At 72.0% G+C, this 14,422-nt stretch carries 14 protein-coding genes; 6 read left to right on the top strand and 8 right to left on the bottom strand.

Features of this window, described 5'->3' with window-relative positions:
- Nucleotides 1–20 precede the first annotated feature (20 nt).
- A complete protein-coding gene (locus ACFY1L_RS31640) occupies nucleotides 21–836 on the bottom strand; it encodes an SAM-dependent methyltransferase (RefSeq protein WP_388831645.1) in 816 nt (271 codons plus the stop codon).
- Nucleotides 837–1,002: 166 nt separating this feature from the next.
- Here ACFY1L_RS31640 and ACFY1L_RS31635 point away from each other — a divergent pair, with 166 nt between their 5' ends.
- From ACFY1L_RS31635 to rfbC, 5 genes are all read left to right on the top strand, one after another.
- Nucleotides 1,003–1,467 (top strand): MarR family transcriptional regulator, encoded by a 465-nt coding sequence (locus tag ACFY1L_RS31635; RefSeq protein ID WP_388831643.1) that lies wholly within the window; start codon nucleotides 1,003–1,005, stop codon nucleotides 1,465–1,467.
- On the top strand, nucleotides 1,464–2,870 hold the full coding sequence (locus tag ACFY1L_RS31630; protein ID WP_388831641.1) for an MFS transporter: 1,407 nt from the start codon (nucleotides 1,464–1,466) through the stop codon (nucleotides 2,868–2,870). Before ACFY1L_RS31635 ends, ACFY1L_RS31630 begins: the two co-directional genes overlap by 4 nt.
- Complete coding sequence (locus tag ACFY1L_RS31625) at nucleotides 2,867–3,451, top strand: hydrolase (RefSeq protein ID WP_388831639.1); 585 nt, start codon at nucleotides 2,867–2,869, stop codon at nucleotides 3,449–3,451. The genes ACFY1L_RS31630 and ACFY1L_RS31625 overlap by 4 nt, the downstream gene beginning before the upstream one ends.
- Before the next feature lie 122 nt (nucleotides 3,452–3,573).
- Nucleotides 3,574–5,523: a glycosyltransferase family 2 protein gene (locus tag ACFY1L_RS31620; protein WP_388831637.1), complete on the top strand. Its 1,950-nt coding sequence runs from the start codon at nucleotides 3,574–3,576 to the stop codon at nucleotides 5,521–5,523.
- 4 nt (nucleotides 5,524–5,527) lie between these two features.
- Nucleotides 5,528–6,133 (top strand): dTDP-4-dehydrorhamnose 3,5-epimerase, encoded by a 606-nt coding sequence (gene rfbC, locus ACFY1L_RS31615; protein ID WP_388831635.1) that lies wholly within the window; start codon nucleotides 5,528–5,530, stop codon nucleotides 6,131–6,133.
- Here the strand turns inward: rfbC and ACFY1L_RS31610 are convergent.
- The 6 genes from ACFY1L_RS31610 to ACFY1L_RS31585 form a co-directional block, all read right to left on the bottom strand.
- On the bottom strand, nucleotides 6,123–6,926 hold the full coding sequence (locus ACFY1L_RS31610) for a class I SAM-dependent methyltransferase (protein ID WP_388831633.1): 804 nt from the start codon (nucleotides 6,924–6,926) through the stop codon (nucleotides 6,123–6,125). The genes rfbC and ACFY1L_RS31610 overlap by 11 nt on opposite strands.
- On the bottom strand, nucleotides 6,923–7,795 hold the full coding sequence (gene rfbD, locus ACFY1L_RS31605) for a dTDP-4-dehydrorhamnose reductase (RefSeq protein WP_388831632.1): 873 nt from the start codon (nucleotides 7,793–7,795) through the stop codon (nucleotides 6,923–6,925). The genes ACFY1L_RS31610 and rfbD overlap by 4 nt, the downstream gene beginning before the upstream one ends.
- The gene (gene rfbB, locus ACFY1L_RS31600) at nucleotides 7,792–8,760 is read right to left on the bottom strand and encodes a dTDP-glucose 4,6-dehydratase (RefSeq protein ID WP_388831630.1); all 969 of its coding nucleotides are present in this window, start codon (nucleotides 8,758–8,760) and stop codon (nucleotides 7,792–7,794) included. Before rfbB ends, rfbD begins: the two co-directional genes overlap by 4 nt.
- On the bottom strand, nucleotides 8,757–9,824 hold the full coding sequence (locus tag ACFY1L_RS31595) for a glucose-1-phosphate thymidylyltransferase (RefSeq protein WP_388831628.1): 1,068 nt from the start codon (nucleotides 9,822–9,824) through the stop codon (nucleotides 8,757–8,759). The genes rfbB and ACFY1L_RS31595 overlap by 4 nt, the downstream gene beginning before the upstream one ends.
- Before the next feature lie 97 nt (nucleotides 9,825–9,921).
- Complete coding sequence (locus ACFY1L_RS31590; protein WP_388831627.1) at nucleotides 9,922–10,101, bottom strand: hypothetical protein; 180 nt, start codon at nucleotides 10,099–10,101, stop codon at nucleotides 9,922–9,924.
- A 244-nt stretch (nucleotides 10,102–10,345) separates the two neighbouring features.
- On the bottom strand, nucleotides 10,346–11,314 hold the full coding sequence (locus ACFY1L_RS31585; protein ID WP_388831625.1) for an alpha/beta hydrolase: 969 nt from the start codon (nucleotides 11,312–11,314) through the stop codon (nucleotides 10,346–10,348).
- Nucleotides 11,315–11,517: 203 nt separating this feature from the next.
- Here ACFY1L_RS31585 and ACFY1L_RS31580 point away from each other — a divergent pair, with 203 nt between their 5' ends.
- Nucleotides 11,518–11,973 (top strand): MarR family winged helix-turn-helix transcriptional regulator, encoded by a 456-nt coding sequence (locus ACFY1L_RS31580; RefSeq protein WP_388831623.1) that lies wholly within the window; start codon nucleotides 11,518–11,520, stop codon nucleotides 11,971–11,973.
- On the opposite strand, the gene ACFY1L_RS31575 is transcribed toward ACFY1L_RS31580, so the two are convergent.
- Nucleotides 11,960–14,407, bottom strand: coding sequence for a SpoIIE family protein phosphatase (locus tag ACFY1L_RS31575; protein ID WP_388831621.1), 2,448 nt, complete (start codon nucleotides 14,405–14,407; stop codon nucleotides 11,960–11,962). The two genes, ACFY1L_RS31580 and ACFY1L_RS31575, sit on opposite strands and share 14 nt — an antisense overlap.
- Nucleotides 14,408–14,422 lie beyond the last annotated feature (15 nt).

Genomic DNA, 14,422 nt, shown 5'->3' with positions numbered 1-14,422 from the left:
CGAGCCGCCCGGTGCGTCGGTCAGGGCTTGCGGCCGACCCCGCACCACATCGGCAGCCGGCCGGGCGCCGGGGTGTCCTGGGAGTCCGGGTGCCAGTCGGGGAGTTCGACGACGCCCGGTGCGAGAAGTTCCGTACCGGCGAAGAAGCGGCTGATCTCGGCGTGGGTGCGGGGAGTCGCTCCGGCGTGGTCGGCGGCGCGTTCGTTGTACACGCGCATCGACTCGGCGACCTCCTCCGCCCCGATGTCCGCGGCGGGGTGGGACAGGACGAGGTGGCTGCCCGGTGCGAGGGCGTCGAGGAACCTGCGGGTGAGGGCGTGGGGGTCGTCGGCGTCGGGGACGTACTGCAGGATCGCGACCAGCATGAGGCCCACGGGCTGCGACAGGTCGAGCGTCTCCTGGGCCGCTGCGAGGATGCGGTCCACCTCGCGCAGGTCTGCCTCCAGGTAGTCCGTCGCGCCTTCCGGGGTGCTGACCAGCAACGCCCGGGCGTGGGCCAGGACGATCGGGTCGTTGTCGACGTAGACCACCCGGGCGCGGGCGTCGAGCCGCTGTGCCACCTCGTGGGTGTTGTCCGCCGTCGGGATCCCGGTGCCGATGTCGAGGAACTGGCGGATCCCGGCCCGCGCGGTCAGTTCGCGGACGGCGCGTCCGAGGAAGGCCCGGTTGGCCCGGACGGCGGGGACGATCTGGGGATTGGCCGCGGCGGCGAGCTCGGCAGCCTCCTGGTCGGCGAGGTAGTTGTCCCGGCCGCCCAGCCAGGCGTTGTAGACGCGGGCGGGGTGCGCCACGGAGGAGTCGACCGGCGCGATCCCGCCCGTCGGGTGCTCGTTCATACGGTCCGCTCCCCTCGTCGCCGTGCCCCTGTGACGCACACGGTAGCCCAACAGGCTTGCCGTCAGGCCGAGTTGCCGATCGTCTACCGTCGGTGGCCGAGATCTACAGGTGAAACTGTTCAGTCTAGACTGGACAGTTTCACCTGACGGTTTTACGGTGGCAGGCATGGACGCACAGGCCACCGACCACATCCCCGAGGGCATCTCCGACTCCGCCGCCCGGGCCGCGCGTGATCTGCGGGTCGTGGTCACTCGGCTGCGGCGCCGGCTCAGGGAGGTCGCGGAGGACGAGGAGCTCACGCCGCCGCAGATCTCCGCGCTCACGCTGATCGCCAAGCACGGGGCGGCCACGGCGAGCGCGCTGGCCACGGCCGAGGGCGTGCGGCCGCAGTCGATGGCCACCACGCTCGCCGCGCTCGACCGGCACGGGCTGATCCGGCGCAGCCCCGACCCGGACGACGGCCGCCGCCAGCTCGTCACCCTGACCGACGCCGGCCGCCGGCGTGTCGAGGGCGACCGGCAGGCGCGCGAGGAGTGGCTGGCCCGGGCCCTGCAGGACCGGTTCACCGAGGACGAACGGCGGACGGTGCTCGAGGGGCTGACCCTGCTGGAACGGCTCACCCAGCTGTGATACCGAGGCTCTCCGGCATCGGGCGCACGACCCGCCCCTCCCCCACCGGATTCGACCGGCGGCTGATCGCGCCGATGCTGCTCGGGTCGGTCCTCAACCCGGTCAACTCCTCGATGATTGCGGTGGCGTTGGTGCCGATCGGCGTCGCCTTCGGCGCGCCGCCGTCGCAGACGGTGTGGCTGGTGTCGGCCCTGTACCTGGCCACCGCGGTGGGGCAACCGGTCGTCGGGCGGCTCGTGGACATGTACGGGCCCCGGTGGCTGTATCTGGTGGGCACGGCCCTCGTCGGAGTCGCCGGGCTCCTCGGCGCGCTGGCGCCGTCGCTCAGCGTGCTGGTCGGGGCGCGGGTGCTGCTCGGGTTCGGGACCTCGGCTGCGTATCCGGCCGCCATGCAGCTGACGCGGAGCGAGGCCGAGCGCACCGGCCGGGACAGCCCGGCAGGGGTGCTGACCGCGCTGGCCGTGGCGAACCAGACGGTGGCCGTGGTCGGTCCCGCCCTCGGCGGGCTGCTGATCGGCGTCGGCGGCTGGCGGGCCGTCTTCACCGTCAACGTCCCGCTGTCCGCGGCCTGTCTGGTCCTCGGCACGCTGCGGCTGCCGAAGGCGGCCCGGCCCACGGAAGGCCGCGATCGGGGTGTCGACCTGCCCGGCATGGGCCTGTTCGCCGTCGCGCTGGTCTCGGCGATGCTGTTCCTGACGAGTCCCCGGTCCGGTCACTGGTACCTGCCAGTGCTCTCCGCCGTGGCCGCGGCCGGCTTCGCGGTGCGGGAGCTGCGGGTGGCGGTGCCGTTCGTCGACCTGCGGGTGCTCGGCGGGAACGTCCCGCTGATCGTCACGTATCTGCGTCAACTGCTCGGTTACACAACGGCGTACGCCTTCCTGTACGGCTTCACCCAGTGGCTGGAGGAGGGCCGGGGGCTGTCCCCCTCGACGGCCGGGCTGGTGCTGCTGCCGCTGTCGGGGTCCGCGCTGGTCGTCTCCGCGCTCACCGGTCGCCGTGAGGCCGTGCGCGGCAAGCTTCTCGTCGGCGGCCTCGTGCAGGTGACCGGCTGCGCCGCGCTGCTTCTGGCCGGTTCCGGAACCCCTGTCTGGGCGCTCGTGACCGTGGCAGCGGTGATGGGCGTACCGCAGGGGCTCATCGGGCTCGCCGGCCAGAACGCGCTGTACCGGCAGGCCGAGCCCGCCCGCATCGCCTCGGCCGCCGGTCTGCTGCGCACCTTCTCCTACCTCGGCGCGCTGGGCGCCTCCGCCGCGACCGCGGCCTTCTTCGCCCATCGCGCCGACACGGCCGGGCTGCACGACCTGGCCCTGTTCATGCTCGCCGGGTCCGCGCTGCTCCTGGCGACCACCCTGCCCGATCGCTCGCTGAGCACCCCCACCCCTCCCGAAAGGCCTGAACCGTGACCGTCACCGCCCTCGACCCGCGCACCGCCCTCGTCGTGATCGACCTCCAGGCCGGCGTCGTCGCCGCGCCCACGCAGCCGTACACGGGCGCCGAGGTCGTCACCCGTTCCGCCGAACTCGCCGACGCCTTCCGCGCCCACGGCCTGCCCGTGGTCCTGGTCCGGGTCTCCTTCGCCGCCGACGGTGCGGACCTGGTGCCCGGCCGCACCGAGGCGCCCCGCCCGGGCGGTGCCCGCCCCGAGGGCTGGGACGCCCTCGTCGGTGAACTGGCCGGTCACCCCGGCGACATCACCGTCACCAAGCGCAACTGGGGTGCCTTCCACGGGACCGATCTCGACGTTCAACTGCGCCGCCGCTCCGTCACCCAGATCGTGCTGACGGGCATCGCCACCAGCATCGGCGTGGAGTCCACCGCCCGCGCCGCCCACGAGCACGGCTACCACGTCACGCTCGCCACCGACGCCATGAGCGACCTGGCCCCCGAGGCCCACCGCAACAGTGTCGAGCGGATCTTCCCGCGTCTGGGCGAGACCGGCACCACGGCCGAGATTCTGGAGCTGCTGGCCAAGACACACGGATGAGCCGATCCCCGAAAGTGATCAAAAAGGGGGGCCGCGAGTGGGACAAAGCCCCCCGCCGGGATAGCATCTGGCCACCGCACCCAACACAACACGGCGAGCGACCCGAGGGGGCTCGGAGCCCGATGCCGGTCAAGGTCAGCGTCATCGTCCCCGTCTACAACCCGGGGCCCTACATCGAGGACTGCATCGCCTCGCTGCTCAAGCAGTCCCTACCGCCCGACGAGTACGAGGTGATCTTCGTCGACGACGGCTCCACCGACCAGACCCCTGCCCGGCTCGATGCGCTCGACGCCGAGGAGCCCCGGGTCCGGGTGATCCACCAGGAGAACTCCGGCTGGTCGGGCAAGCCCCGCAACGTGGGAATCGCCGCCGCGCAGGGCGAGTACGTCATGTTCGTCGACAACGACGACCACCTGGGCGACGAGGCCCTGGAGCGGATGTACGGCTACGGCGTCGAAAACGGCGCGGACGTCGTCGTCGGCAAGATGGCCGGTCAGGGCCGGTCGGTGCCGGTGGAGTTGTTCCGCCGCAACCGCCCGCGCGCCTCCGTCGAGAACGCCCCGCTCATCGACAGCCTCACCCCGCACAAGATGTTCCGCAAGGCGTTCCTCGACGAGATCGGTCTGCGCTTCCCGGAGGGCAGACGCCGGCTGGAGGACCACGTCTTCGTGACGGAGGCGTATCTGCGCGCGGCCAACGTCTCCGTGATCGGCGATTACGTCTGCTACTACCACATCCGCCGGGACGACGCCTCCAACGCCGGCTTCCAACCCTTCGACCCGGTCGGGTACTTCAAGAACCTGCGCGAGGCCCTGGACGTCGTCGACCAGTACACCGAGCCGGGCAAGGTGCGCGACTCGCTGCACCGGCGCTGGCTGCGCGTGGAGATGGTGGAGCGGATGCGCGGCAAGCGGCTCCTCACCAAGCCGGACGACTACCGGCGCAAGCAGTTCGAGGAGATCCACCAGGTCGCCGCCGAGCGTTTCGGCCCGGGTGTCGCGGCCGGTCTGCCGCCGACCCAGCAGGTCGTGGCCGCGCTGATCGCCGCCGACCGGTACGACGACATCGTGGCCTTCGCCGAGTGGGAGGCAGGGCTCGGCCTGTCGGCCCGGCCGGGGACCGTCGAGTGGCGGGACGGCAAGCTGCGCATCGAGTTCGCCGCGGAGTTCACCGCGGGCGGTACGCCGCTCACGTTCCCCGGCGGCGGGGTGCGCGCCCCGCTCGACGGACCGCCGCCGAACGTCGCCGAAGCGGTGGCGTGGGTGGGCGCCGACACCGTCGCCCGGTTCGGCACGGCCACCCTGGACCTGCTGGTGCGCGAACGCGCAAGCGCCGCCCAGTACTTCCAGCCCGTCGAGCTCACCCGGGAGATCGTGCCGGTCGAGGACAGCGGCTCGGTCCGGCTGGTGCTGAAGGCGACGGCCACCGTCGACCCGACCGGCGCCATGGACGGCACCGCACTGCGGGACGGGCTGTGGGACACGTACGCCCGGGTCAGGCTGGGTGGTTGGAGCAAGCAGTCCCGCATCGGCCCGGGCCCGCGCAAGGCCCGCTCCGCCGCGCCCGCGGCCGTCGTCGGCGGGCGCGTCGTGCTGCCGTACTGGACCGACCAGCACGGCAATCTGTCCCTGGACGTCGACCGTGCGACCAAGCGGCTGGGCCTCGGCCGTCTCCAGGATGTCGATGTCTCCGGGGACCGGCTGCGCACGGCTCTGCCGCTGCACGTCCCCGCCGAGACGGGCGTGCTGCTGCGGCTCACCTCGTCGGACCGGACGGTGGAGGCGCCCGGGACGCTCACCCCGGCCGGGGACGGGGCGGTGCTGGAGGCCGTCCTGCCGGTCGCCGACCTCGCTCGGGCGACCTGGCGGGCGGCGCTGTGTCCGGCGCCCGACGCGGACGAGCGGCGCTTCCTCCCGCTGCCGCTCGCGCTGCGCGGGGACGCGAACTCGGTCAAGGTGGTACGGACTCCCAAGCCCGGCAACGTACGGCGGCTGGCCCGCAGGGCGCGCCGTGCGCTCGCTGCGGTCGTGGGCCGGCGGACGGCAGCCCGGGCCAAGGCTCGAAAGGCGTGACAGCGTGCGATCACTGGGGATAGAGGGCGCCTGGACGCTCGAACCGAAGGTCTTCCCGGACGAGCGGGGCACCTTCCACGAGTGGTACCGCGGCGAGGAGTTCCGCGAGGCGACCGGCTACGACCTGTCGCTCGCGCAGGCCAACTGCTCGCTCTCCCGCTGGGGCGTGCTGCGCGGCGTGCACTTCGCGGACGTGCCGCCCGGGCAGGCCAAGTACGTGACCTGTGTGCGCGGCGCCGTCCTCGACGTGGTGGTCGACCTGCGCGTCGGCTCGCCCACCTTCGCGCAGTGGGAGGCCGTACGTCTCGACGACGACAGCCGGCACGCCCTGTTCCTCGCGGAGGGTCTCGGGCACGCCTTCATGGCGCTCACCGACGACGCCACGATGGTGTACATGACCTCGACCGGCTACGCGCCCGAGCGGGAGCACGGCGTGCACCCGCTCGACCCGGACCTGGGGATCACCTGGCCCGAGGGCATCCCGCCGGTCCTGTCGCCGAAGGACGCCGAGTCGCCGTCGCTGGCAGAGGCCGTGGAGTCCGGCCTGCTGCCGACGTACGAGGCCTGCGCAGCCCGCTACGAGGAGCTGCGCCGGCCGTTCAGCGGCTGACCGCGACGCCCTCCAGGGAGGTGCGCAGCGCCTCCCAGCCGCGGGAGCGCTTCAGGCCGCGGTTGCGGGCCCTCACCAGCGGGCGCCAGAAGTCCGCCGCCAGCAGGGTCTCGGGCTTGACCGCCTTGACCCGCTCCAGGACGGCCTCGGGCACCTTCTGCGGGTCGGGCACCTCGAACTCGGCGATGATCTCGTCGTACTTGTCCTTCAGCACGGTGTTCTTGGCGTCGGCGCCGAAGACGAGCAGCTGGCCGGTGGGCTGGGTGTCGACCAGGACGGTCACCAGGTCGGGGCGGTAGCGGTTCAGAATCTCGATGATCTTGTAGACGTCGCCGGTCCAGGCCGTGGTGTGCCGGTCGCGGGCCGCCTCGTCGATGCTGCGCGGCAGCATGTCGTCGAAGACGATCACGCTCGACCAGTCGGAGTGCTTCTCAATGTTGATGAAGTCCCGCAGCGCGTACTCGAAGAGGTGCATCCCGTCGATGAACGCCAGGTCGAGGGTGGTGCGCCGCCAGTACCCGAACGGTGCGCGGCCACGGCGCAGGTTGCGCACGGGGTGGCGGCCGCCCTTGAGGTGGGCGAGGGGGTTGTCGCGGGCGAAGAAGTCGTCGCTGGTGGCCTTCACCAGGTGGACGTCGCACCGGATCTCCGTGACCACCTTGAAGGCGGGGTCGACCGCGATGCTCGGGACGCGCGACAGCTTGAGGCTGCGGCCGTCGTTGACCCCGATCTCCAGGTAGTTGCGGTTGGCGGTGACCTTGTGCAGGTCCCGCAGGAACTCATGGCGTTTCACGAAGGGGACTCCTTGCGGATTCGGGGAAGTGCTTCGTGCAGGGCGGTGCGCCAGTCGCGCAGCGGCGGCAGGCCGAGCTCCTGCCAGCGGTCGTGGGCGAGGGCGCTGTACGCGGGGCGGGGCGCGGGCCTCGGGAAGGCCGCGCTGCCGACGGGGCGCACCCGGTCCGGGTCGGCGCCGAGGTCGCGGAAGACCTCGCGGGCCAGCTCGTACCAGGTGGTCTCGCCGGAGCTGGTGGCATGGAAGACACCACAGGCGCCCCGGCCGAGGTGGGGGCCGAGGTCGGCGAGGCGTGCGGCGACGTCGGCGCTCCAGGTCGGCTGTCCGCGCTGGTCGTCGACGACGTCCAGGGTGTCCCGGCGGGACTCCAGGTCGATCATCGTGCGGACGAAGCTACGCCCGTGGACGCCGTAGAGCCAAGCCGTTCGCACGATCGCGCTCGCTTCGGGCAGTTCCTCGAGCACCGCGCGCTCGCCGGCGAGCTTGGTGCGGCCGTAGGCGGTGCGCGGGGCGGGAGGGTGGTCCTCCGGGTACGGGGTGCGAGCGTCGCCTGCGAAGACGTAGTCGGTGGAGACATGGACCAGACGGGCGCCGGTGGCCGCGCAGGCGCGGGCGAGGAGGCGGGGTCCGTCGCCGTTGATGCGCAGGGCGCGGTCCTCGTCGGTCTCGGCGTCGTCGACGGCGGTGTACGCCGCGCAGTTGACGACCAGTTCGGGGCGGCACTCCGTGAACGCCCGCTCGATGGCCTCGTGCCGGGTGATGTCCAGGGCCGTGTGGTCCAGGCCCGTCACGTCCTCGCCGCGCCGGGCCAGCTCGTCGACCGTGTCGCGGCCGAGCATGCCGCCGGCGCCGGTGACCAGCCACCTCATGGCGTCCGCCGCTTCAGGGGTTCCCACCAGGCGCGGTTGTCGCGGTACCAGGCGACGGTCTCGGCGAGACCGGTGGTGAAGTCGTGGCGCGGACGGTAGCCGAGCTCGCCCTGGGCCTTGCTCCAGTCGACGGAGTAGCGCAGGTCGTGTCCCTTGCGGTCCTCGACGTACTCGACCCGGTCCCAGCCGGCCCCGCAGGCCTCCAGCAGCAGGCCGGTGAGTTCCCGGTTGCTCAGTTCGGTGCCGCCGCCGATGTTGTAGACCTCCCCCGGCCGGCCCTGGGTGCGTACCAACTCCACGCCCTGACAGTGGTCTTCGACATGCAGCCAGTCGCGGACGTTGAGCCCCTCGCCGTAGAGAGGGACCTTCTTCCCGTCGAGGAGGTTGGTCACGAAGAGCGGGATGACCTTCTCGGGGTACTGGTGCGGGCCGTAGTTGTTGGAGCAGCGGGTGACGCGAACGTCCAGGCCGTGGGTGCGGTGGTAGGCGAGGGCGAGGAGGTCGGAGGAGGCTTTGGAGGCGGAGTAGGGGGAGTTGGGCTGCAGCGGGTGGTCCTCGGGCCAGGAGCCCGACTCGATGGAGCCGTAGACCTCGTCGGTGGAGACGTGCACGAAGGGGCCGACGCGGTAGCGCAGGGCCGCGTCCAGCAGGGTCTGGGTGCCCACCACGTTGGTCAGGACGAAGTCGGTGGCGCCGGCGATCGAGCGGTCCACATGGGACTCGGCGGCGAAGTGCACCACCTGGTCCGCCTCCGCCATCAGCTTGTCCACCAGTTCGGCGTCACGGATGTCGCCCTGGACGAACTCCAGCCCTGGATGGTCGAGATCGAGGTTGTCGAGGTTGCCGGCGTAGGTGAGCTTGTCCAGCACGGTGATCCGGGGCGCCTCGGGCGCCTCGGAGGCCAGCAGGGTACGGACGTAACTGGAGCCGATGAATCCGGCGGCGCCGGTGACGAGGAGATTCATGTATGGATCTGCACCTTGCTGTGGTCTCCGAGGACTAGGCGATGGGCGCTGGGGACACTGGGGGCCGGGGTCACCTCGACATGCCGGCCGATGAGGGAGTTCTCGATCCGGCCCACCCCGAGGATCGAGGAGTCGCGCAGCACGATGGAGAACTCCACCTCGCTGTCGGTGATCCGGCAGTTCTCCGCAACGGAGGTGAACGGGCCGACGTAGGAGTCCTGGACGACGGTGCCGGCGCCGATCACGACCGGGCCGACGATGCGCGAGTTCACGACCCGCGCGCCCTCCTCCACGACCACCCGCCCGATGGTCTCCGAGGCCTCGTCCACTTCACCGTCGATCCGGCGGTCGAGGCCTTCCAGGACGGAACGGTTGACCTCGAGCATGTCGACGACGTTCCCGGTGTCCTTCCAGTAGCCCTTGATGACGGTGCAACGCACGTCGGCCCGGCTGTCGATCAGGTGCTGGATGGCGTGGGTGATCTCCAGTTCACCGCGCCAGGACGGGCGTATGGCGCGCACCGCGTCGTGGATGAGGGGTGTGAACAGGTAGACGCCCACCAGGGCGAAGTCGCTCTTGGGGTGCTCGGGTTTCTCCTCCAGGCCGACGACCTGGCCGGAGGCGTCGAGTTCGGCGACGCCGAAGGAACGGGGGTCCGCCACCTTGGTGAGCAGGATCTGGGCGTCGGGGCGATGCCTTTGGAACTCGTCGACGAGGGCGGTGATGCCGCCGACGATGAAGTTGTCGCCCAGGTACATGACGAAGTCGTCGTCACCGAGCCAGTCCCGCGCGATCAGCACCGCGTGGGCCAGCCCGAGGGGCCGCTCCTGAGGAATGTAGGTGATCTCCAGACCGAACTTGGATCCGTCCCCGACCGCTTCCTGGATCTCCTCGGCGGTGTCTCCGACGATGACGCCGACCTCGGTGATACCTGCGGCGGCGATGGATTCCAGTCCGTAGAAGAGCACGGCCTTGTTGGCAACGGGCACGAGCTGCTTGGCCGACGTGTGCGTGATCGGCCTCAGTCGTGTACCGGCGCCACCGGACAGCACGAGAGCCTTCATCTGGTTCACCCTAGCGTCGATCGTTGTATGGCGACCGTTGCCGGGATGACTGGCGCGTTACGACCGTGCTGCGCCGGCGGCCCGGCGGCGGGGCCGGTCAGTCCTCGCCCCGCACGATGTTGCCGTCGGGGCCCGGCTGGTCCGTTCGGGTGGTGCCCTCGTCGACGACGGCCGGAATGCAGGTCCGCACGACGCCCTTGCCCCACCGGCGGCGGGCCTTCGACCAGCCGCTCTCGGGGCGACGGATCATGAGCTTGTCATCGGTGTGCGTCGTCACGGCGGACCATCTTCCTTCTGCATCAGCGCTTCGGACCGGGTCCCCGGCGGCGACCGGGTCAAACGCCGCGACTGGCCGCCGGCATGCCCCGATGCCACGGCTGCCGCTGCCGAGCCCAACTGGCCTGCCCCGGGGCGCAGTCATGACGTCGCTGACGCGCTGGGGCATGATGTGCCGCTCCTTGGTGCGGACGGCGGCGCGGATCGTCGCCGTCCGGACGCCGGGTACCCCGCCGGGGCGGCGGTCAGGCGGTGCCGAGCGCGGTGCGCAGGGTGGCGATCGCCTGGCTGATGGCGGCCTCGGCGGCGTGGGTCTCGCGCAGGGCGTCGAGCATCACGAAGTCGTGGATGATGCCCTGGTAGCGGACCGCGGTGACCGGGACGCCGGCCTCGCGCAGCTTGTTGGCGTACGCCTCGCCCTCGTCGCGCAGGACGTCGGCCTCGGCGGTGATGACCAGGGCCGGCGGGAGGCCGGTGAGCTGCTCGGCGGAGGCCCGCAGCGGGGAGGCGGTGATCTGGGTGCGCTCGGCCTCGTCGGTCGTGTACTGATCCCAGAACCACTGCATGGCGTCGCGGCGCAGGAAGTAGCCCTCGGCGAACTGGTGGTAGGAGCCGGTGTCGAAGCTCGCGTCGGTGACCGGGTAGAAGAGCACCTGCTGGACCAGCGGGACGTCGCCGCGCTGCTTGGCCATCAGGGTCAGGGCGGCGGACATGTTGCCGCCGACGGAATCGCCGGCCACGGCCACCCTCGAGCCGTCCAGGTTCTTGGCGGCGCCCTGCTCGACGACCCACTTCGCGACCGCGTAGTTCTGCTCGATCGCGACCGGGTAGCGGGCCTCGGGGGAGAGGTCGTACTCGGGGAAGACGACCGCCGCGCCGGTGCCGACGGCCAGTTCGCGCACCAGGCGGTCGTGGGTGTGGGCGTTGCCGAACACCCAGCCCGCGCCGTGGATGTAGACGATCACGGGGAGGGTGCCGGAGACGCCGGCCGGGCGGACGATGCGGGCGCGGACCTGGCCGGTGGGGCCGCCGGGGACGGTGATCCACTCCTCGTCGACGGCGGGCTTGGCGATGTCGCCGGACTGGACCTCGTCGACGGTCTTGCGGCCCTCGGCCGGGCCGAGGTCGAACAGGTAGGGCGGGTTGGCGGTGGCCTCGACGAAGGCCTGGGCGGCGGGTTCGAGGACGGGGCGGGGTGCGGTGGTGCCGGTCATGAACGGCCTCCTCGGATCGGGGTGCCGCGGGCGGGCTCCGGCGGGATGCCGGGCCGCTGCTGCGGTACAGCATGGACAGTAGCGCGCGATTAAGTCGCGCACAACTTAATTGCTCGAGATTTATTTGAGCTCGATAGAATCGGACGGACCCGAACGATAGAGTGGTGATCGTCGTGAACAGGACAGCAACCGGGAGTCGTGCCGTGAGTCCAGCCGCAGCCGAGCCGAGTGAGGGGTCGCTCCTCCTGGACGACCAGCTCTGCTTCGCCCTGTACGCCGCCTCCCGCGCCGTCACCGCGCGCTACCGCCCGCTGCTGGACGAGCTCGGCCTGACGTACCCGCAGTACCTCGTCATGCTCGTGCTCTGGGAGCAGGACTCGATCTCCGTCCGGGACCTGGGCGCCTCGCTCCAGCTGGAGTCCAGCACGCTGTCGCCGCTGCTCAAGCGACTGGAGGCGGGCGGACTGCTGCGCCGGGAACGGCGGGCGGAGGACGAGCGGTCGGTCGCCATCCGGCTGACCGACGCCGGGGCCCGGCTCCGCGACCGGGCGGGCGACGTCCCGCTCGCCATCGGCGACGCCATGGGTCTGACCCCCGAGCAGGACGCCGCCGCCAAGCAGCTCCTGCGGCTGATCACCGCCAACGTCACGGACGGCTGACCGCGATCTCCGCCCACACCTGCTTGCCGCCGCTGACCGGCACGGTCCCCCACGTCTCCGACATGGCCTCGACGAGCAGGATGCCGCGGCCGCCGGTGGCCTCCCAGCCGATGCTGGTGGGCTTGACGGGGGTGCGGGGCGAGGAGTCGGCGACCGAGACGCGCAGCCGGTTGTCGAGCAGGGTGAGGTCCAGGCGGACCTGACCGTCGGTGTGCACCAGGGCGTTGGTGACGAGCTCGGAGACGACGAGAAGGACGGCGTCCGCGTCGTCCCGGGACACGCTCCAGGCGCGCAGGGTGCGCCGGGTGAAGCGGCGGGTATGGCCGACGGCCTCGGGAACCCGCCACACCGTCCAGCTCTCGCGCAGCGGGCGCAGCGCCATGCCGTCGTAGCGCAGCAGGAGCAGGGCGACGTCGTCGCTGCGCTGGGCGCTGCCGAGCAGGGCGTCGGCGACGAGGCCGAGGTGGGCGGGGTCGGAGACGGACAGTTCGTGGGCGAGCCGGTCCATGCCCACGTCGATGTCGGCCTCGGCGGACTCGACGAGGCCGTCCGTGGTCAGCGCGATCACCGTGCCGGGCTGCAGCCGGAGCACGCTCATCGGGAAGTCGGCCTGCGTGACCACGCCGAGCGGCGGCCCGCCGTCCGACTCGGGGATCTCGGTGCTGCCGTCGGGATGGCGCAGCACCGGCGGCAGATGTCCGGCGCGGACGTACCAGGCGGAGCCCTCCTCCATGTCGACGTCGACGTAGCAGCAGGTGGCGAAGAGGTCGGTCTCGATGTCCAGCAGCAGGCGGTTGGCGTGGGAGACGACCACGTCCGGCGGGTGTCCCTCGACCGCGTAGGCGCGCAGGGCGGTGCGCATCTGGCCCATGAGGGTGGCGGCGGCGGTGCTGTGGCCCTGGACGTCGCCGATGACGAGGGCGACGTGGTTGTCGGGCAGCGGGATCACGTCGTACCAGTCGCCGCCGACCTCGAGCCCTGCGGTGGCGGGCAGGTAGCGGGCGACGGCGACCGCGCCGGGCAGCTTGGGCAGGCGGCGCGGCAGCAGCTGGCGCTGGAGCATGCCGACGAGTTCGTGCTCGGCGTCGAAGGCGTGGGCGCGCATCAGGGCCTGACCCGCGAGGCCGGCCGAGGCGGTGAGCAAGGCGCGTTCGTCGGGACCGAAGTCGTGCGGGGTGTCCCAGCCGATCAGACAGGCGCCGGCCATACGGGTCCCGGCGGGCAGCGGCAGCACGGCGAGACCGCCGGGGCCGACCTCGGCGAGGGCGGGTTCCAGCGGGGTGCCGGCGGGCCAGATGTGGGCGCGGCCCTCGCGCAGGGCGGCGGCGAGCGTGGGCATGGCGCGCACGGGTGCATCGGGCCACTCGGTGCGCCACTCCAGGCGCCACAGCTCGGGCCAGGACTCCGGTTCCGGCGGGTCCAGGACCGTGACGACGAGCCGGTCGCCCTCGAGTTCCGCGAGCGCGATGCGGTCCGCCTGCAGCGGCTTGCGCAGGGCGGAGACCACGGCCTGGCTGACGTCACGGACGGTGCCCGCGGTGGCCAGGGCGGCGGCGAGCCGCTGGACGCGGGCCACGTCGGTGACGTCGGAACGCAGCGTGGAGGCGTCGGCGACCGTGCCCACCAGCTGCGCAGGCCGGCCCTCGCCGCCGGGCAGCAGGCGCCCGCGCAGCCTGAGCCACTTCGGCGGGCCCGAGGGCTGCAGCACCCGGAACTCCAACTCGCGCTCGCCGATGGACATGTGGTCGGCCTCGGTCACCGACATCAGCGAGGGCAGGTCCTCCGGCACCGTCAGGCCCAGCAGGGTCTCGACCTTGCCGTCGAACTCGGCGCGGGTGAGGGCGAACAGTTCCAGGATGTCGTCGCCGACCTCGACCCGGCCGCTGTCCATGGCAAGGCTGAAGGCGTTGGACCGCAGCTCGTCGGCCTCGGCGGCGCGGGCCGGGGCGGGCCAGCCCACGGCGTCGGCGATCAGCTCCAGGCACTTGCGGTCCTCGGTGTCGAAGCCGTCGGGCCGCTCGCTGACGGCCAGCAGGCAACCGCCGCCGTCCCCGCGCGCGGGCAGCACCGCAACGAAGAACTCCCGCGACGGCGTACGCCGCGACTCCGCCGCCTCGCCGAGCTCCTTGGGCCCGAGCCACAGCGGGCTGCCGGAGCGGTGGCCCTCGGCCACCGGGGAGCGTCCGGAGCCGGGATAGCTGTCGCGCAGCCCGAACAGCGTCCTCGGCACGCCCACCGACTCGGCCAGGCACAGCACGTCGCCGTCCTCCCCCGGCGCGTACACGGCGGCGAACGAGGCACCAGAGAAAACAAGGGCCTGTTCCAGGACGCGGCGCAGCCGTTCGGGCGAGCCCGGAGCGGATGTGAGCGCTTTCAGGGCACCTTCGGCACGCAGAGTTCTCGTTCTGCGTCCCTCAGCGCCCTCACCGACCACGTCCGTAATTACAGC

It is taken from the genome of Streptomyces sp. NPDC001663 (assembly GCF_042893105.1).
Classification (GTDB): Bacteria; Actinomycetota; Actinomycetes; order Streptomycetales; family Streptomycetaceae; genus Streptomyces.
This window is presented reverse-complemented; position numbering and strand designations above follow the sequence as displayed.